This is a genomic window from Paramicrobacterium salitolerans (assembly GCF_051513965.1).
GTDB lineage: Bacteria > Actinomycetota > Actinomycetes > Actinomycetales > Microbacteriaceae > Paramicrobacterium.
Map to the genome: position 1 here is coordinate 90,658 of NZ_CP195847.1, position 17,305 is coordinate 107,962.

General features: G+C 66.8%; 14 protein-coding genes. 9 read left to right on the forward strand and 5 right to left on the reverse strand.

Going from position 1 to position 17,305, the window contains the following annotated elements; genetic code table 11:
• Positions 1-24: 24 nt before the first annotated feature.
• The 3 genes from ACSAGD_RS00420 to ACSAGD_RS00430 are packed head-to-tail and all read right to left on the reverse strand — an operon-like array spanning position 25 to position 4,729.
• Positions 25-1,497, reverse strand: coding sequence for an alpha/beta fold hydrolase (locus ACSAGD_RS00420; RefSeq protein WP_437583730.1), 1,473 nt, complete (start codon positions 1,495-1,497; stop codon positions 25-27).
• A gap of 56 nt (positions 1,498-1,553) precedes the next feature.
• Positions 1,554-2,636: a substrate-binding domain-containing protein gene (locus ACSAGD_RS00425; protein ID WP_437583731.1), complete on the reverse strand. Its 1,083-nt coding sequence runs from the start codon at positions 2,634-2,636 to the stop codon at positions 1,554-1,556.
• A complete protein-coding gene (locus tag ACSAGD_RS00430; protein WP_437583732.1) occupies positions 2,633-4,729 on the reverse strand; it encodes a heparinase II/III domain-containing protein in 2,097 nt (698 codons plus the stop codon). Before ACSAGD_RS00430 ends, ACSAGD_RS00425 begins: the two co-directional genes overlap by 4 nt.
• A gap of 185 nt (positions 4,730-4,914) precedes the next feature.
• Between ACSAGD_RS00430 and ACSAGD_RS00435 the strand changes: the two genes are divergently transcribed.
• The 7 genes from ACSAGD_RS00435 (at position 4,915) to ACSAGD_RS00465 (ending at position 14,169) form a co-directional block, all read left to right on the forward strand.
• Positions 4,915-6,828 (forward strand): DUF2264 domain-containing protein, encoded by a 1,914-nt coding sequence (locus tag ACSAGD_RS00435; protein ID WP_437583733.1) that lies wholly within the window; start codon positions 4,915-4,917, stop codon positions 6,826-6,828.
• A gap of 40 nt (positions 6,829-6,868) precedes the next feature.
• On the forward strand, positions 6,869-8,155 hold the full coding sequence (locus tag ACSAGD_RS00440) for an ABC transporter substrate-binding protein (protein WP_437583734.1): 1,287 nt from the start codon (positions 6,869-6,871) through the stop codon (positions 8,153-8,155).
• An 86-nt stretch (positions 8,156-8,241) separates the two neighbouring features.
• Entirely contained in the window at positions 8,242-9,174 is a 933-nt protein-coding gene (locus ACSAGD_RS00445) for a carbohydrate ABC transporter permease (RefSeq protein ID WP_437583735.1), read from the forward strand.
• Between the two features lie 3 nt (positions 9,175-9,177).
• A complete protein-coding gene (locus ACSAGD_RS00450; RefSeq protein WP_437583736.1) occupies positions 9,178-10,086 on the forward strand; it encodes a carbohydrate ABC transporter permease in 909 nt (302 codons plus the stop codon).
• A 3-nt stretch (positions 10,087-10,089) separates the two neighbouring features.
• Positions 10,090-10,830, forward strand: coding sequence for a ferredoxin-NADPH reductase (locus ACSAGD_RS00455; RefSeq protein WP_437583737.1), 741 nt, complete (start codon positions 10,090-10,092; stop codon positions 10,828-10,830).
• Positions 10,827-11,828, forward strand: a complete 1,002-nt coding sequence (locus ACSAGD_RS00460; RefSeq protein WP_437583738.1) for a hydroxyacid dehydrogenase — start codon at positions 10,827-10,829, stop codon at positions 11,826-11,828. Before ACSAGD_RS00455 ends, ACSAGD_RS00460 begins: the two co-directional genes overlap by 4 nt.
• Positions 11,829-11,949: 121 nt before the next feature.
• Positions 11,950-14,169: an NADP-dependent isocitrate dehydrogenase gene (locus ACSAGD_RS00465; protein WP_437583739.1), complete on the forward strand. Its 2,220-nt coding sequence runs from the start codon at positions 11,950-11,952 to the stop codon at positions 14,167-14,169.
• Positions 14,170-14,249: 80 nt separating this feature from the next.
• Here ACSAGD_RS00465 and ACSAGD_RS00470 read toward each other — a convergent pair whose 3' ends face one another.
• Positions 14,250-14,582: a hypothetical protein gene (locus ACSAGD_RS00470; RefSeq protein WP_437583740.1), complete on the reverse strand. Its 333-nt coding sequence runs from the start codon at positions 14,580-14,582 to the stop codon at positions 14,250-14,252.
• A 65-nt stretch (positions 14,583-14,647) separates the two neighbouring features.
• Between ACSAGD_RS00470 and ACSAGD_RS00475 the strand changes: the two genes are divergently transcribed.
• Positions 14,648-15,271 carry a TetR/AcrR family transcriptional regulator gene (locus ACSAGD_RS00475; protein WP_437583741.1) on the forward strand — a complete coding sequence of 208 codons (624 nt, stop codon included), beginning with the start codon at positions 14,648-14,650 and terminating at the stop codon, positions 15,269-15,271.
• A gap of 76 nt (positions 15,272-15,347) precedes the next feature.
• Here the strand turns inward: ACSAGD_RS00475 and ACSAGD_RS00480 are convergent, their stop codons facing one another.
• Entirely contained in the window at positions 15,348-15,773 is a 426-nt protein-coding gene (locus tag ACSAGD_RS00480; RefSeq protein ID WP_437583742.1) for an NUDIX hydrolase, read from the reverse strand.
• A 145-nt stretch (positions 15,774-15,918) separates the two neighbouring features.
• On the opposite strand from ACSAGD_RS00480, the gene ACSAGD_RS00485 reads away from it, so the two are divergent.
• Positions 15,919-17,304: a glycine--tRNA ligase gene (locus ACSAGD_RS00485; protein ID WP_437583743.1), complete on the forward strand. Its 1,386-nt coding sequence runs from the start codon at positions 15,919-15,921 to the stop codon at positions 17,302-17,304.
• Position 17,305: the final 1 nt, after the last annotated feature.

The window sequence follows — 17,305 nt, forward strand, 5'->3', positions numbered from 1 at the left end:
GAGTGACGTCGCGCACCAGTGCGCTCAGGCGTCACGCTTGAGGGGCTGGCTGCTCTCCAGATGGGAGATGCCGTCGAGTACGGCATCCATCGCCTCTTCTGACGCGAGTGTCAGAAAGTGCCCAGCGACATCGAGGTGGACGTTCTGAGCGCCGTCGAGATCACTTCCTTCGGGAACATGCGGGTCGAACGACGATGAGATCGAGACGATCCGGTCGTTGACAGTCGTCGTTCCCGTGAGCTCGGTGATCGTCGCGTGTGACGGTCCAAACTCACGGAGGCTCGGATCGACTGTGTATTTTGCGAGTGATGATCCCGAGAACGGGGTGCACAGCGTCACCATGCCGCGAACGCCAAGGTCGGTTTCCGCCATCAGATGCTTTCCGATCAGTCCGCCCTTGCTGTGAGCGACGATCACGCGTCCGGCACTCGGCACGTGCACGCGGCCGATGGCTCGCTGCAGCATCCGCGACGTCTCGACGATGGGGCGGCGGTTGTGCTTCATCCCGTAGACGATGTTGACGCGGTAGCCCGCTGTGGAGAGACGTTCGGCGAGAGGCTCCATGAACACCCAGGTCTCGTAGACGCCGGGCAGCAGCACGATCACAGGTTTGGCGTAGTCGCCCTTCAGATAACGTGCCGGAGGTTTGCGCTTCACAAGTGAGACAAGGTGACGGGATGCCGCATAGAGATAGTCGCGTGCCCAGACGAGTATCTTGCTGCCAGCGCTCAGTGGCGGCCGCTCCGATCGCGGGGGAAGCTCTGTGCCAACGTGGGCGGCGACCATCTCAGCGATCTGCACTCCGCCCGTGATCATGGCTTCGTGGCCGTGCCCGTCGACCTCTTCGTAACGCGAGTCAGGTACGAGTCGTGCGACTTCTCGTGCCCAGTAACTGGGCACGACGGTGTCGGTTCGTCCACGGATGATCAATGTCGGCGCCGAAACCTTCGGCAGGGTCAACTCGACGTGATGGTCGAGCATGGTCTCGAGCTTCTTGTAATACCAGCGGGGTCCGGCCTTGATGTAGTACATGATGCCAAGCGCCATGACCTTGGGTTTCGACATCGAGACGTCTTGCAGCAGCCGGAGAGCCTGTTTCGCCGCTGTCCGTTCACGAGGGTTGACCGTGGGCGCGATCAGCACGACACGGTGGGCGCACTCAGGGTGACGCGCGGCTGCCTCGGCAACGATCTCGGTACCCATCGAGTGGCCGATGAGTACGGGGTTTCGCAGGTTCTCCCGAGTGACAAAGTCGGCGATGAGATCTCCGGATGCCGCCATGTCGAGCGGTTCCTCCGGCTCTGGTGCATCGCCGAAGCCAGGCAGATCAAGCGCGAAGACGCGACCGGTGAGAGCAAGCGCGTCGGCGAACTCGGACCAGTAGCGATGCCCCATTCCGATTCCGTGAACGAGGACGTAGTCGATGCCGGTGTTGACGCCCGATTCGGTGATGATCGTGGTGCGTCCGGCGCTCACGAACTCGCGAGTGTCGCTCATGCGATGAGTCTACTGAGCGAAGCTTGGGATGCTTCTGGGCGCACGGACACGCTCCTCTAACGGCGCGGTGGTGCCGTCGAGTCCCGCAGCATCAGCGTTGGCGTGAGCAGCACCCGGTGGGCGGCGCGGTCGGGGTCCGCGAGTCGCCCGAGCAGCAGGTCGAACGCCGCACGCCCCAGCTCGGTGCGCGGTGGATGCACCGCTGTCAGTGCTGGGCTGCCGAGCCGCGCGATCTCGTCATCGTAGGCGATCACTGACAGGTCGCCCGGAACCGTGAGCCCCTGCGCGAGGGCGAGATCGACGATCGCGAGCGCTTCGGCATCCGGATGCACGAGCACCGCCGTGACGTCATCGGTGCGGAGTCGGTCGAGAATCTGCGATGCGGATGCTCCGAACTCCGCGCTTCGTCGATCAGCCACGACGTGCTCGGTTGCGGTCAGTCCTACATCGGCGCAGCCGGGACGCCAGCCGGCGATGATCTTGCGAGAGGTTGGGGAGTCCTGCGTCGTGATCAGAGCCACGCGCCGGTGACCGAGGTCGGCGAGGTGGTGGGCGGCCATGGCGGCGCCCAGCGCGTGATCGGTCGTCACCGACTCTGCTGGCACGCGGTCCGCGGGCATCAGTGCGTCGCGCTCGGCGAGGACGAACGGCAGCCCTGAGTCGTGGAGCCACCCCACGACGTCGCCTGCGTGCGACGTGTCGGTGTTCGGCGCCACGATGAAGGCATCCGCACCGTCATGCTCGACCATGCGCTCGAGAACCGGTCGCTCGTCCTGCAACTCATACGAGGTGCCGCGAAGCAGCACCTCGGCGCCGTGTGCCTTTGCGCGCTCCTCGACTCCCTGCAACACGCTCGGCCAGTAGTAGCTCAGGGAGGGGACGAGCACACCGACCGCGTGGATCGACGTGCGCGGCTCATCACTGAATGCGGGCGCGCCACCCTCGGGGAGCACGGCGCCGCCGTGGACGCGCACGACCAGACCATCGGCCTCCATCTGCTTCAGATCACGACGCAGCGTCACCGTCGTGACGCCGAGCTCCTCGGTGAGGGCGGCGATCCTGACGGAGCCGCGCGCAGCGAGCGCGCGCATGATGGCTCGGCGGCGTGAGGCGGCCAGCGGTGCGGCGGGCTCGTTCATCGTGCTCCTTCTGAGTCCGGACTGTGTGCGTCCATGCTGGGTGCGTCGGTACCGTTTGCGCCAGTACCACCTGCGTCAGTGCTGTCTGCGTTCGCGCTGCCTGCGCCCATGTCGTGAACGCTCGTGCTGTGTGCGCCGCGATCGCCGACGGTGGTCTGACGTATCGTCACCGCGAGCTCCGACACCGCTGATACGTCGATGTCCAGCCGAGTGAGTCTGGTTCCCCACACATCCACGAGTGTAGGGTCGTCGAGCTCCTTCGCGAGGAGCGAGCCAGTCGCGGGCCCGGCCCACGTGATCTCCACCGGTGAGGCACCGTCGAGCGGCACGACGGTCGCTCGCCGCTCGCCGAGCGTGACCTCGCCCGCGAGAAGGAAGCGGACCTCGTCCGTTCCACCGGGATGCTCGTCGTGCCAGCTCCAGGCATCCCTCACGATGACCTCGCGCTCACCGCGGCCCAGACGCACGGTGCGCCGCCAGCTCATCCGATCGCCGAGACCGTACGCACCGGCAAGCTCGAGCGAGAGCGCGTCGTCGCGCGTCGCGTCGGGAGTGCGCGGCGAAACATCCGATGCGGCGAACTCCCGACCGACACCCTGCGAGTGGCCCGCGATGACGGGGACGCTGTGCCAGTCGCTCTGCATCATCCACATGCGGTAGCGGTTCTCGCCGAATGTCTCGGCCGTGTAGGTGGGGCGCCCGGCATCGACGATGACAGGGATGCCGTCGCTCGCGACGATCACCGAGCCGACGTCATTGTGGTTGTGGCTCTCAGCGTTGTGGCCGCCCTTGGCGACGACGGTCAGTCCGCGGGGCGAGCCGCCGTGCTCCCGTGCGAGAAGCATCTGCGTCGACGGCAGCCAGACGCGAGAGGGAAGAGGAGGATGCTGCCGTGTGCTCGTGCGCGTCTCGACGGCGCCCGTGAGCTCCTGGATGATGCGCGCCAGGTTCATCGTCTCGTCGGCGTCGACGACCGGGGTGTGGGCGCGTGCGAATGCTGCGGCATCCCTGTCCTCGATGGTCTCGGCCGCGCGTTCAAGGAGTCGCCACGGGCGTGAGCTGGAGCTGCGCGCGCGGGAGTCCGAGACGGAAACGAACCAGCCCTCGCTCAGCTGCATGCGGTGCGGAAACGCGACGGTGTTCCGCACGGCCGGAATCTCGGCGATTGCGTCCACGCGCCCGCCCGTCGCGTGGTGCAGCAGGTTGAGCGCCTCGAGCAGGCGTGCGGAGCCCTCCCACCAGTAGTGGTAGCCCTCGTCGATGGCGCCGTCCTCCGGAAGGTCGGCGACGTAGTTGTCGAGACCGGCGATGACACGGCCCACGATCTGAGCGCGATACTCGGCGTCCTCCGGCGCGTCGAGGAGGCGCAGGGCGGCCGCGAGCACGTTGCCGAGGATCCACGGGTTCCAGTTGATGGCGAGGCGTGACTCGCCGAGCCACCACCAGTCGTCCCGGGCCATGAACGGGTCGAGAACGCGAGTGCGCACCTCGTGGCGAATGCGTGAGCGGATGCCGGGGTACGCCGCTTCGAGTTCGCGGCCGATCGTGTGGTCGAGCCACGTCAGGTGGGCCGCCATCTCGCCCGCGCCGAGATCGACGACCGGTGCAGCCATGTCGGGCAGCGCCCAGCCGCGTTTCGTGTGGGACTCGTCGTGTGCGGGCCAGCACCAGCTGCTCTGCTCGCACAGCAGAACGGCGCCGTCGAGCACCTCGGGAAGCCACGCGGGGTCTCCCGTGATCGCCGCGGCGACGACCGAACGGCTGCTGCGCTGCACGCGCGCGAAGGCCGCGGTCTCCCACGAGCGCCGGTCGCCGTCGCGGTGATAGTGCGCGGCATCGTGGGGGCGCGGCTGAGGCCATGGAGTCTCGCGGTCCGCTTCTGCGCGGGCGACGAGTTCCGGTGCGGTGACCGACTGCCAGGCGGCCCGATCGGATGCCGGAGGGGAGGGGAGAGACTGCTCGGGGTCGACGAGATTCGAGAGGAGCGCCGAGGCGGTCAGGGACGAGGCCCTCGAGGTGGGGTCACCGATGCTCTCGAGTTGCGAAGAGACCACGCGCAGCAGCGGGCCCCGGGCCGTTCTCATGAACGTCATGCTCTGTGTCCTCCTTGACGGTGCAGCTGGCATCCGGGTGGCTAGGGATTCCTGGCTGACTCGTTCCGTATCCGAGTATAAACGATCAGAAACGAACATGATGTTCGAAAAAGTGTTGAATGCTTTCAGTTTGATTGCTACTCTCGCTGGTGTCCGATTCCGGAAGACCATTCAAGGGAGAATTCGTGGCCGTCGACTCGCCGCTCGCCGCAGAGGCCTGGACCCGCGCTGACTGGGCGGCATTCGCCGACCGTCTGCTGGACGCCGCGATGCGCTTCGGATCTCCCGGAAACGGCCGCATCACCTTCCCCGGAACCGAGGGCGGCTACGGTCGCGCCGTCGACGGACTCGAGGGCTTCGCCCGCACCTTCCTCATCGCCGGCTTCCGCATCGCCGGAGAGTGCGGCGAGGGCGTCGACGAGATCGTCGACTTCTACACGCGCGGAATCACGACCGGTGTCGACCCGGATGCCGATGACCGCTGGGTTCGTCTCGACGAGCATCCTCAGGCCAAAGTCGAGGCCGCATCGCTCGCGCTCGTGCTCGACATGACGCGCCCGTGGATCTGGGACCGCCTCGACCGTCTCACGCAGGAGCGCGTCATCGAGTACCTCTCTCCCGTGGTCGGCGATGAGTCCTACCCCCGCAACAACTGGCTGTGGTTCCGCATCGTCGTGCAGACCTTCCTCCGCTCGGTCGGCGGCCCCTGGTCGCAGAGTGACATCGACGATGACCTCGCCCGTCACGAGTCCTACCGCCGCGAGGCCGGATGGTTCTCCGACGGTGAGGGCCGCGCATTCGACCACTACACGGGGTGGGCGATGCACCTCTACCCCGTGCTCTGGGCGCGAATGACGGGCGCATCGGAGATCGGGGCGGATGCCGTCGCGAGCGACGTGCACAGCCTCGACCGCTACCTCCAGGACGCAATACACCTCGTCGGAGGCGACGGTTCGCCGCTCATCCAGGGCCGCAGCCTCATCTACCGCTTCGCGGCGGCCGCGCCGTTCTGGGCGGGCGTCATCGCAGAGGTCCCCTCGGTGTCAGCCGGGACGCTGCGTCACGCCGCAGAACGCATTGTGCGTCACTTCGACACGGACGAGGTGCTGGGCGATGACGACGTTCTTCCGATGGGCTGGTTCGGTGAGTGGCGCCAGCTCGCGCAGTCGTACTCCGGGACCGGGTCGCCCTACTGGGCCGCGAAGGGGCTCCTCGGACTCATGCTTCCCGCCGACCACCCCGTGTGGGCGCAGCCGAGCGAACCGCTGCCCGTTGGGCGCGGCGACTTCGTGCGGTGGATCCAGGCTCCCGGGTGGGCCGTGTCCGGAACGGCATCCGATGGCATCGTGCGTCTCGCGAACCACGGCACGACTCGGGATGCCGCTGGCGCTCTCGTCGCGGACACGCCGCTGTACGCCCGCCTCGGCTACTCGACGGCAACCAGTCCTCTTCTCGACGCGCGTGGCTGGGCGGAGCCGCTCGAGCAGTCGGTGACGCTTGTCGGGGATGCCGGCGAAGCCACGCACCGCTCCGCGCTCGAGCCGCTCAGCGTCAGCACCGACGACGCGTCGATCGCGGTCGCTGGCGCCTCGCGGTGGTGCGCGCACCTCATCGAGGTCGCCCCCGATCAGCAGGACCACGGCTCCGGGTACGCGGGTGACGCGACCCCGGTGGCGACGATCACCGCGGTGTCCGCACTTCACGGCCCGTGGGAGGTGCGCTTCGCGCGCGTGGACGGCGTCGAGGAGCCCGAACGCTGGTCGCTGCGCTGGGGCGGCTGGCCTGTTCCCGTCGACGGGGCGCTCGTCAGCACCGTGACTTCGCTCGGGTTCGCCGCCGACGCGGCATCCATCACTCGTGACGACGCCAGCCCGCTCGCAGCCCACATGACCGTTCCGACTCTCACCGGCCCCGTTGCGGCGGGGGAGTGGCGCGCTGTCGAGCTGATGCTCACGGGCGCCGATGCCCCCAGCGGCAGCACCGTCGAGCTCACCGGCTCGACCGCCCGCATCGCGTGGCCCGATGGCGCGCAGAGCGTCGTCGCCCTTCCCGAAACCACCGACCCTGCTTCGCCGGAGGACGACGAAGCAACCCTGTGATCCACCCCGGATCACCTTTCCTGCAGCAAAGGAGCAGCACATGAAGCGCACCAGCACAGCCGTCGTCGGCGTCGCTGTCGCGGCCCTCGCCCTGACCGGGTGCTCGGGCGACGGCGGTACAGCCTCCGGCGGCGACGAGAACACGCTCACCGTCTCGGGGTGGAGCCTCGACTCCACGCCGGAGTTCCAGCTTCTCGCCGACGGGTTCGAGGCTCAGCACGACGGCGTGACGGTCAAGTTCGTCGAGTACGACCCGACCGACTACAACACGCTCGTCACGGCGGATCTCGCCGCGGGCAAGGGCCCCGACATCATCACGCAGAAGGAGGTCAAGTACCTTCCCACGTTCCAGGGCGGCGGCCAGCTGCTCGACGTGTCTGACGTGAAGCTCCCCGAGGGCATCGGCGGGGCCGACTCGTACAAGGTCGACGGCACCGCCTACGCGACGCCGTACCGCCAGGACTCCTGGGTGCTCTACTACAACAAGGCACTGTTCGATGAGGCCGGCGTCGACTACCCCGACGGCTCGTGGACGTGGGACGACTACGTTGACGCGGCTGACGCTCTGAGGACCGGGTTCGAGGATGCCGGCGTGAAGGCGACGCCCATCTACCAGCACAGCTGGCAGTCGACCGTTCAGGGCTTTGTGGCCGCGCAGACCGGCAGCGACCTCCTCAAGGGCGACTACGACTACCTGAAGCCGTTCTACCAGCGCGTCCTCGACCTCCAGGAGAACGGCGACCAGGTGCCGTACAACACGGTCATGGCGAACAAGCTCACGTACCAGGGTGAGTTCGGCAAGCAGAACGCCGCCATCATGCCGATGGGCACGTGGTTCACTGCGACGCTCGTCGCGCAGCAGGAATCCGGCGAGGCCGACGACTTCGAGTGGGGCATCGCACCCGTTCCGCAGCTCGACGACTCCACCACCGGAACCGACTCGACGCCCGTCACCTTCGGTGACCCGACCGGTTTCGGCATCAACGCGAACGTGAGCGATGAGAAGGCTGAGCTCGCGAAGCAGTTCCTCGAGTATGCAGCGAGTGAGGATGCCGCCAAGGCTCTCGCCGGCATCGGCATCACGCCCGCTCTGCTGAACGACGCCGTCACCGAGGCGTACTTCGGTGTCGAGGGAACCCCGCAGGACGACCTCTCGAAGTTCGCCGTCTCGACGCACGAGACGCTGCCCGAGAACCCGGCGGACAAGAACACCGCGGCCATCCAGAACATCCTGAATGACCTGCACACCGCTGTTCTCTCGGGATCCCAGGACATCGACAGCGCGATCGCCGACGCGGAGGACCGCGTCGCGAACGAGGTCGGCTGACCGATCCTGCTGACGCGAGGGTCCGCGCTCTCCGCACACGCTGAGCGCGGGCCCTCGCCCCGCACACACCGATCAACGGAGCAATCATGACCATCACCGCTCGGCAGAAGGGCGACGCGAGCCCTCAGGCGCCGAAGCGTCGCGTGCCACGTCTGCGCCTGCGCAACACGCTCATCGGGTGGAGCTTCATCCTTCCGAACTTCCTCGGGTTCGCGCTTCTGACGCTCATCCCGGTGCTGACGGTGTTCTACATGTCGCTGACGAACTGGAACATCTTCGGATCGTCGCAGTTCATCGGGTTCGACAACTTCGTCCGACTCGTGAACGACAAGAGCTTCCACAAGGCGTTCGGCAACACGGTCTACTTCGCGGTGCTGCACATTCCGCTGACGATCGTCGTGTCGCTCGGCCTCGCGATGCTCCTCAACTCGAAGCTGCGCGGCGTCGCCTTCTTCCGCACCGCCGCGTTCTTCCCCTATATCACGTCCATCGTCGCGATCGCGCTCGTGTGGAACCTGCTGCTCAGCCCGCAGTACGGCCCCGTGAACCAGGTTCTCGGCTTCCTCGGCCTCCAGAACCCGCCCGGCTGGCTGACCAGCTCGGAGTGGGCGATGCCCGCGGTCGTGATCGTCGAGACCTGGCGCCGCATGGGCTACTACATGGTGCTCTTCCTCGCCGGTCTTCAGACTGTGCCGCGCGAACTGCACGAGGCCGCCCGCACCGACGGTGCGAACGTCATCCAGCGCTTCCGCCACGTGACACTTCCGGCGCTGCGGCCCACCATGTTCTTCGTCACGGTCATGCTGACCATCGAGTCGCTGAAGATCCTCGACCTCATCATCGTCCTGACCGACGGCGGTCCGGGGCAGTCCACGACCGTGATCGCACAGTTCATCTGGACGAAGGGCTTCGAGGAGAACCAGTTCGGCTACTCCTCCGCGGCATCCGTCGTTCTGTTCCTCCTGTGCCTCGTCGTGACCATCATCCAGTTCCTCTGGAACAAGCGAAAGGCGGTGTGACCCATGAGCGAGACGATGACACTGGTCTCTCCGCCCTCGTCGCGGAAGAAGGCCTCGCGTGACAAGCGCCCCGCGAGCCCGCGCTCGACAGCGCAGAAGATTGGGCGGATCCTTCTCTACATCGCGCTGATCGTCGCGGCAGCTCTTCTGCTGCTGCCGTTCTTCTGGATGATCATGAGCTCGCTGAAGGACGCGAACTCGGTGTTCTCCGTGCCGATCCGCTGGTTTCCCGAGGTGTTCGTGTGGGACAACTACGTGGACATCTGGCAGAAGTCCGACATCGGCGTGTGGATCCGCAACACCGTGATCGTGTCGGTCGGTGTGACGCTGCTTCAGGTCACGACCGGCTCGTTCGCGGCGTACGGCTTCTCGCGCATCCGGTTCCCCGGCCGTGACGCGCTGTTCCTGCTCTACATCGCGACCATCGCCGTGCCGTGGCAGTCGTACATGATCCCGCAGTTCATCATGCTGTCGAACGCGGGGCTCGCGAACACGCTCTGGTCGATTCTGCTGCTGCAGGCCTTCGGTGCCTTCGGGGTGTTCCTCATGAAGCAGTACTACGAGACCGTCCCCGAGGAGCTCAGCGAGGCCGCGCGCCTCGACGGGCTCAGTGAGTACGGCATCTGGGCGCGCATCATGCTGCCGCTCTCCGTACCCGCGATCGCGAGCCTGTCGCTCCTCACCTTCGTGAACACGTGGAACGACTTCCTCGGGCCGCTCATCTACCTGCGTGATCCGAGCCTCTGGACCATGCAGCTCGGTCTCAACAACTTCGTCTCGAGTCTGTACGACGTCGACTACGGAGTGCTGTTCGCCGGTCTCGTGATCTCGGTCATCCCCATCGCGATCATCTTCCTCCTCGGCCAGCGCTACTTCGTCGAGGGCATCGCCACAAGCGGCATGAAAGGCTGAATCGTGCTGAAACGCATTCCGAACAGCATCTACTCGACGCTGTTCTCCACCGTCTATCTCGCACTGGGCGTCAACGCGCTTCTCGTTCTCACGTGCGCGCCGTTCCTCATCGTGCTCATCACGACGGACCCGTCGCTGTCCTGGCCGCTGCTGGCCGTGACCGCGGCACTGTGTGCGCCGGGCTTCGCCGCCGCCTTCGCGGTGTTCCGTGAGCACAAGGACCGCGAGCCGGGCGTCGTGCGCCCGTTCGGCCGTGCGCTGCGCGCGACGTGGAAGAAGGCGCTCGCTGTCGGCATCCTCACGTCCGCGGTGCTTGTCGTGGCCGTCGCCGACGTGCTCGTGCTGGCGCCCATGCGGTTCGGCATGGTCATCGTTCCGCTGCTCGCCGTACTCGGCGTGGTCGCCCTGGTGACCGGGGTGACCGTGCTCGTCGCGATCAGCGAGGCGCCGAACGCGCGCCTTCGGGATGCGCTGCGTGCGTCGCTCGTTCTCGGGGTGCGCAGCTGGCCGCTCAGCATCCTCGCCCTCGTCGTGATCGGAACTCAGGCGGGCATCGCCGTTGCCTCTCCCGCGATCGGCATCGGCGTCACGGCATCCGCGTGCCTGTATGTCGTGTGGGCCGGCGCGCGTCGCACGCTGCAGCCCGCGCTCGTTCCGGCATCCGAGGCTGAGACTCCCGTGACCCGCGACGCTCGCCGCGCTTCCTCCGCTCACCGTGCAGACGTGCAGGCGGTCGCCGCATGACCGCGCGCCTCAGAGTGATCAACGCCGTTCCGCGGGGCGCTCTCGCCCCCACCTCGATGGAGCACCTCAACCGCTCACTCGCCGAGATTGCCGACGTCGTCGGCACAGTCGACGGATTCTCCACGCCCGAGGCACACGAGGCGCTCCGCACCGCGGAGGTCATCGTGACCGGCTGGGGAACCCCGCGCATCGACGCCGCTGTGCTCGACCGCGCACCCGAGCTGCGCGGCGTGCTGCACATCGGAGGCACCGTGAAAGAGCTTCTCGCACCCGAGGTGTGGGAACGCGGCATCCAGGTCTCCTCCGCCGTCGACGCCAACGCGCAGCCGGTCGCGGAGTACACCCTCGCGATGATCCTCGTCGCGAACAAGGGCATCCTCCCGCTCGCGCGGCGCTACCGGGCGGAGCGCGCCTTCGTCGACCAGGCGCAGCTCGGCGTCATCGGAAACTACGGCCGCCGCGTCGGCATCGTCGGGGCCTCGCGCATCGGCCGCCGCGTGGTCGATCTGCTGCGCCCCTTCGACCTCGAGGTCGTGCTCTACGACCCGACGCTCGACTCAGAGGAGATTCGTGCGCTCGGCGCGACGCCGGTCGACCTGCCCGAGCTCTGCGCCACGTCCGACGTCGTGTCGGTGCACGCTCCCGCACTCCCGTCGACCGAGAAGCTGATCTCTCGCGAGCTCATCGAGTCGATCGCGCCAGGAGCGACGCTCATCAACACCTCGCGAGGATCGGTCGTCGATCAGGATGCCTTGGTCGACCGCGTTCTCCGCGGGGATCTGTGGGCTGTGCTCGACGTCACCACCCCGTGGGTGCTTGACGCGGAGCATCCCTTCTACGAGCATCCCAATGTTGTTCTGACCCCGCACATTGCTGGCTCCGTGGGCAGCGAGGTCGACCGGATGATCGACGTGCAGATCGCCGAGCTCCAGCGACTGACGGCGGGGGAGGAGCTCGCGCACCCCGTGCTGCTGGCGAGCCTCGGAACCGCGGCCTGAGAGCGGGAGAGCGCGGCATCCTCCGGTCGGGTAGTTTTGTAGTGGCGCTCGCGCAGATCCGCGGACAGCGCTGTCATGACACCAGGTGCTGTCACCACAGAAAGTGAGGAAGCGTACACCCATGGCGACCATCATCTATACGCACACCGACGAAGCTCCCATGCTCGCGACCCACTCCTTCCTGCCGGTCGTGCAGGCATTCGCCAGCAAGGCAGGGGTCGAGGTGGACACTCGCGACATCTCGCTCTCCGGTCGCATCATCGCCGCCTTCTCCGACCGCCTGCCCGAGGAGCAGCGCGAGGCCGACGCTCTCGCTGAGCTCGGCGCGCTCGCGAAGACTCCCGAAGCGAACATCATCAAGCTTCCGAACATCTCCGCCTCGGTCCCGCAGCTGAAGGCCGCGGTCGCCGAGCTGCAGGCCAAGGGCTTCGACCTGCCCGACTACCCGGACGAGCCGTCCACCGACGACGAGCGCGACATCCGCGCCCGCTACGACTCCGTCAAGGGCAGTGCCGTCAACCCGGTGCTCCGCGAGGGCAACTCCGACCGCCGCGCTCCGCGCTCGGTCAAGGAGTACGCCCGCAAGCACCCGCACTCGATGGGCGAGTGGAGCTCCGACAGCAAGACCGACGTCGTCACGATGGACTCCGGCGACTTCCGCCACAACGAGAAGTCCGTCACGCTGCCGGCAGACGATGTGCTGCAGATCCGTCTCGTGGCCTCCGACGGCACGACCGTGCTGAAGGACGGCCTGAAGGTCCTCGCCGGCGAGATCGTCGACGGAACGTTCATGAGTGCGAAGGCGCTCGACGCGTTCCTCGCCGACCAGGTCGAGCGCGCCAAGCGTGAGGACGTCCTGTTCTCTGCGCACCTCAAGGCCACCATGATGAAGGTCTCCGACCCGATCATCTTCGGTCACGTCGTGCGCGCTGTGCTCCCGGTCGTCTTCGAGAAGTATGGCGAGCAGCTCGCGGCCGCGGGTCTCACGCCGGACAACGGCCTCGGCGGCATCCTCTCCGGCCTCGACACGCTGCCGGCCGATGTGGCCGAGGGTGTGCGCGCGGCCGTCGATGAGGGCTTCGCGAACGCGCCGAAGATCGCGATGGTCAACTCCGACAAGGGCATTACGAACCTGCACGTGCCCTCCGACGTCATCATCGACGCCTCGATGCCGGCGATGATCCGCGGCGGCGGAATCATGTGGGATGCCGAGGGAAACCCGGCCGAGACCCTCGCGGTGATCCCCGACAGCTCGTACGCCGGTGTGTACAAGGCCGTCGTGGACGACTGCAAGGCGAACGGCGCGTACGACCCGACGACGATGGGCTCCGTCCCGAACGTCGGTCTCATGGCGCAGAAGGCCGAGGAGTACGGCAGCCACGACAAGACGTTCCTGATTCCCGCAGACGGCACTGTCGAGGTCGTGAATCAGGCCGGCGACGTGCTGATCTCGCACGAGGTCGAGGCGGGCGACATCTGGCGCGCCTGCCAGACGAAGGACGTTCCGGTGCGCGACTGGGTGCGCCTCGCCGTGGAGCGGGCCCGCCTGTCGGACACCCCGGCGGTGTTCTGGCTCGACGAGACGCGCGGGCACGACGCCGAGATCATCGCCAAGGTGAAGGACGAACTGCCGAAGCACGACACGGAGGGTCTCGACATCCGTATCCTCTCGCCCATTGAGGCGACGAAGGTGTCGATCGAGCGCATCCGCGAGGGCCTCGACACGATCTCGGTGACCGGCAACGTGCTGCGTGACTACAACACCGACCTCTTCCCGATCCTCGAGCTCGGCACGAGCGCCAAGATGCTCTCGGTCGTGCCGCTCCTCGCGGGCGGGGGCCTCTTCGAGACCGGCGCCGGCGGCTCCGCTCCGAAGCACGTGCAGCAGCTCGTCGAGGAGAACCACCTGCGCTGGGACTCCCTCGGCGAGTTCATGGCGCTCGCCGAGTCGTTCCGTCACCTCGCGCGCGCCGCCGACAACGCACGCGCCGCTGTGTTGGGTGAGACGCTGGATGCCGCGACTGCGACGTTCCTCAACGAGAACAAGTCGCCGTCCCGCAAGTCCGGCGAGCGGGACAACCGCGGCAGCCACTACTGGCTCGCCCGGTACTGGGCTGAGGAGCTCGCGAAGCAGACCGACGACGCCCCTCTCGCCGAGGCGCTGAAGCTGATCGCTGAGCAGTTCGAGCAGAAGTCCGACCAGATCGAGCAGGAGCTCATCGAGGTGCAGGGCTCGCCCGTCGACCTCGGCGGCTACTACCGTCCGGACGCCACGAAGGCGGGTGCCATCATGCGCCCGTCGGCGACGCTCAACGCGATTCTCGACTCGCTGCGCGACTAACCCCCGCGCGCCGCGCCGCGCCCCGCCTGTCAAAAACGGCGACTGATCGTGACGATCAGTCGCCGTTTTTGACAGGTGCGCTACGCGTCCCCGTCGTGTGAATCTCGGTCGGGGCGCGCAGCCTCATCGGTCTGCGCGCGGTCGTGATCTGACGGTGCGCCACGCTGCTCGAGCACCGTGGCGAGGCCTGAGAGTCCCGCGGACAGCAGGTCGCTTCGCTCGCTGCGGCGGTGCTCAGCGGCACGCCGTGCGACCGGGGCCGCGCGTCGAGCAGCGGTGTCGAGCGCCCCCCGCCGCCGGAGCCAGAGCGCACCTGCGACGATCAGGATCGCAATCACAACGACAACGGCAGCGATGAGGCCGAATCGAAGCAGGATGAGGTTCATAAGCGTCTCGAGCCCGTCATCGGACATGTGCACGGACGTTGTTAGCAGTATCATGCTAAATAAAATAACACGACCGTGCTAAAAAGGAATGCATGCCGAAGATCGTTGATGCGCAGGCCCGCCGTGAGGCGATCGCGAACGCCGTTCTGCAGGTGATTGCCGAGGGGGGACTGCGGGCTGCGACCTTTGCGCAGATCGCGGCGCGCGCCGGCCTGGCGGTGGGGTCAGTGAGGCACTATTTCGTGGATCACGGCGATGTGCTGCAGTTCGCGGCCTCGGAGGTCGTCAATCGTACGGCCACGAGGCTCGAAGCTCACGTGTCGAAGCTCGAAGCCGCTTCCTCGGGGGATGCCCGGCTTCGAATCGCGGTCGACATGCTGTGTGAGGTGCTCCCGCTCGATAGTGAGCGAACGGTCGAGGCAGTCGTGTGGCTTGAGTTCGCAATCGCATCGCGCGGGGATCGGGCGTTGGCGCCCTCCATCGACGCCCTGCATACCGGCCTGCGAACCTTGATCCATCGAATAGTCTCTTCTGGAGTGAGCGCAGGGCGATTCGATCCCGCCATCGATGTCGACGTCGAAGTCGCCCGACTTCACGCGCTTGTCGATGGACTGCTGCTGCACGGCGTTCTTGTCGCGGACAGCGCAGCGGCTCCGGAGCATCGCCGTGTGATCGAGGGGCATCTCCGAAGTCTCTACCGTGATCCCATCGCGTAGCGCTTGCCGAGCACACGTCAAAAATGGCGACCAATCGCGGTGATCGGTCGCCATTTTTGACGTGTGCAGCGGGGCGTCAGTCGATGAGGCCTGATGCCGCGAGGCGACGCACCACCTCCGCGCCCGCGGGCGGACAGCGGTGCAGGTCTGCGGTGCCGATCCAGTGCAGTTCGCTGACCTCCGCCGCGGGCTGCGGCTCGGCATCCGGCTCGCCCGTGAACATCGTCATGCGGACCATGCGCCCCTCGGGCTCGCCGTGCGCTTGAGTCACCACGGTGAACAGCTCGCGGATGGTCTCGGGCGCGAGCCGCGTCGAGATCTCCTCCTGCGCCTCGCGCTGGGCCGCCTGCGCGAGGGTCTCGCCGGGGTCGACCTTGCCGCCCGGCATGAACACGACGTCGCGTCCGCGGGCGGTGACCATGAGCACACGGCGGTCGCGGATGACCGCGACGGCGGAGACGATGATGTCGGGCAGAGTCTCGGATGCTGTCGAAGTCGTCACCTCTCAAGTCTGCACCCGCTGGCTGAGCGCGGTGGCCGAGCCCTCGGCTGAACTGGTCATGTGAAGAGCGCCGCGGCAATCAGTAGACTGGAGGGGCCGGTCTCTTCGGCAATTCGCACAACGCCTTCCCCTTTCAGGAGCCACTGTGGCAGCACCCAGCAGACTTGACGCCGTCATCGCCCTCGCCCGACACCGCGGGTTCGTGTTCCAAGCCGGTGAGATCTACGGCGGTTCTCGGTCGGCCTGGGACTACGGCCCCCTCGGCGTCGAGCTGAAGGAGAACATCAAGAAGCAGTGGTGGCAGACCTTCGTCCGCGGCCGCGACGACATGGTGGGTCTCGACTCGTCGGTCATTCTCCCGAAGGCGGTCTGGGAGGCCTCGGGCCACGTTCAGACCTTCACCGACCCGCTCGTCGAGTGCCAGCAGTGCCACAAGCGGCACCGCCAGGACCACCTCATCGAGGCATTCGAGCAGAAGAAGGGCCGTGCCCCGAAGGACGGCATGAGCGAGATCGCATGCCCCGACTGCGGCACGAAGGGTCGCTGGACGGAGCCTCAGATGTTCTCCGGCCTCGTCAAGACATCCCTCGGCCCCGTCGAGACCGCCGCGGGACTGCACTACCTTCGCCCCGAGACCGCGCAGGGCATCTTCGTCAACTTCAACAACGTGCTCACGGCCTCGCGCAAGAAGCCGCCGTTCGGCATCGGTCAGATCGGCAAGGCATTCCGCAACGAGATCACGCCGGGCAACTTCATCTTCCGCACCCGCGAGTTCGAGCAGATGGAGATCGAGTACTTCACGGCGCCTGAAGACGCCGACACCTGGTTCACGCACTGGATCGACGAGTGCTGGAACTGGTTCGTCGATCTCGGCATCGACCCGGAGAACATGCGCCAGTTCGACGTTCCCGAAGACGAGCGCGCGCACTACTCGGCGGGCACCATCGACTTCGAGTACCGCTTCGGCTTCGCCGGCAACGAGTGGGGCGAGCTCATGGGCGTGGCCAATCGCACCGACTTCGATCTCAAATCTCACTCGGAGGCGTCGGGCACCGAGCTCAGCTTCTTCAACCAGGCGACCGGTGAACGCTACATCCCCTACGTGATCGAGCCCTCGTTCGGCCTCACGCGCTCGATGATGGCGTTCCTCGTCGACGCCTACACCGAAGACGAGGCCCCGAACACGAAGGGCGGCGTGGACAAGCGCACCGTGCTGCGTCTCGACCCGCGTCTCGCCCCTGTCAAGGCTGCTGTGCTGCCGCTCAGCCGCAACGAGAAGCTCTCGCCGCTCGCGCGCGAGGTCGGCGACTCGCTTCGCCGCCAGTGGAACGTCGACTTCGACGACGCTGGCGCGATCGGGCGCCGCTACCGTCGTCACGACGAGATTGGCACGCCCTTCTGCATCACGGTCGACTTCGACTCCCTCGACGACAGGGCCGTGACAGTCCGCGACCGTGACTCGATGCAGCAGGAGCGCGTCTCGCTCGACCGCCTCTCCGGCTACCTCACGGAGCACCTCAAGGGAGCCTGAC

Excerpts from the sequence above, each read along its gene's own strand:
- ACSAGD_RS00425 (WP_437583731.1), bottom strand. The coding sequence starts at position 2,636 with ATGAACGAGCCCGCCGCACCGCTGGCCGCCTCACGCCGCCGAGCCATC.
- ACSAGD_RS00475 (WP_437583741.1), top strand. The coding sequence starts at position 14,648 with ATGCCGAAGATCGTTGATGCGCAGGCCCGCCGTGAGGCGATCGCGAAC.
- ACSAGD_RS00445 (WP_437583735.1), top strand. The coding sequence starts at position 8,242 with ATGACCATCACCGCTCGGCAGAAGGGCGACGCGAGCCCTCAGGCGCCG.
- ACSAGD_RS00420 (WP_437583730.1), bottom strand. The coding sequence starts at position 1,497 with ATGAGCGACACTCGCGAGTTCGTGAGCGCCGGACGCACCACGATCATC.
- ACSAGD_RS00440 (WP_437583734.1), top strand. The coding sequence starts at position 6,869 with ATGAAGCGCACCAGCACAGCCGTCGTCGGCGTCGCTGTCGCGGCCCTC.
- ACSAGD_RS00430 (WP_437583732.1), bottom strand. The coding sequence starts at position 4,729 with ATGACGTTCATGAGAACGGCCCGGGGCCCGCTGCTGCGCGTGGTCTCT.
- ACSAGD_RS00465 (WP_437583739.1), top strand. The coding sequence starts at position 11,950 with ATGGCGACCATCATCTATACGCACACCGACGAAGCTCCCATGCTCGCG.
- ACSAGD_RS00450 (WP_437583736.1), top strand. The coding sequence starts at position 9,178 with ATGAGCGAGACGATGACACTGGTCTCTCCGCCCTCGTCGCGGAAGAAG.
- ACSAGD_RS00470 (WP_437583740.1), bottom strand. The coding sequence starts at position 14,582 with ATGTCCGATGACGGGCTCGAGACGCTTATGAACCTCATCCTGCTTCGA.
- ACSAGD_RS00460 (WP_437583738.1), top strand. The coding sequence starts at position 10,827 with ATGACCGCGCGCCTCAGAGTGATCAACGCCGTTCCGCGGGGCGCTCTC.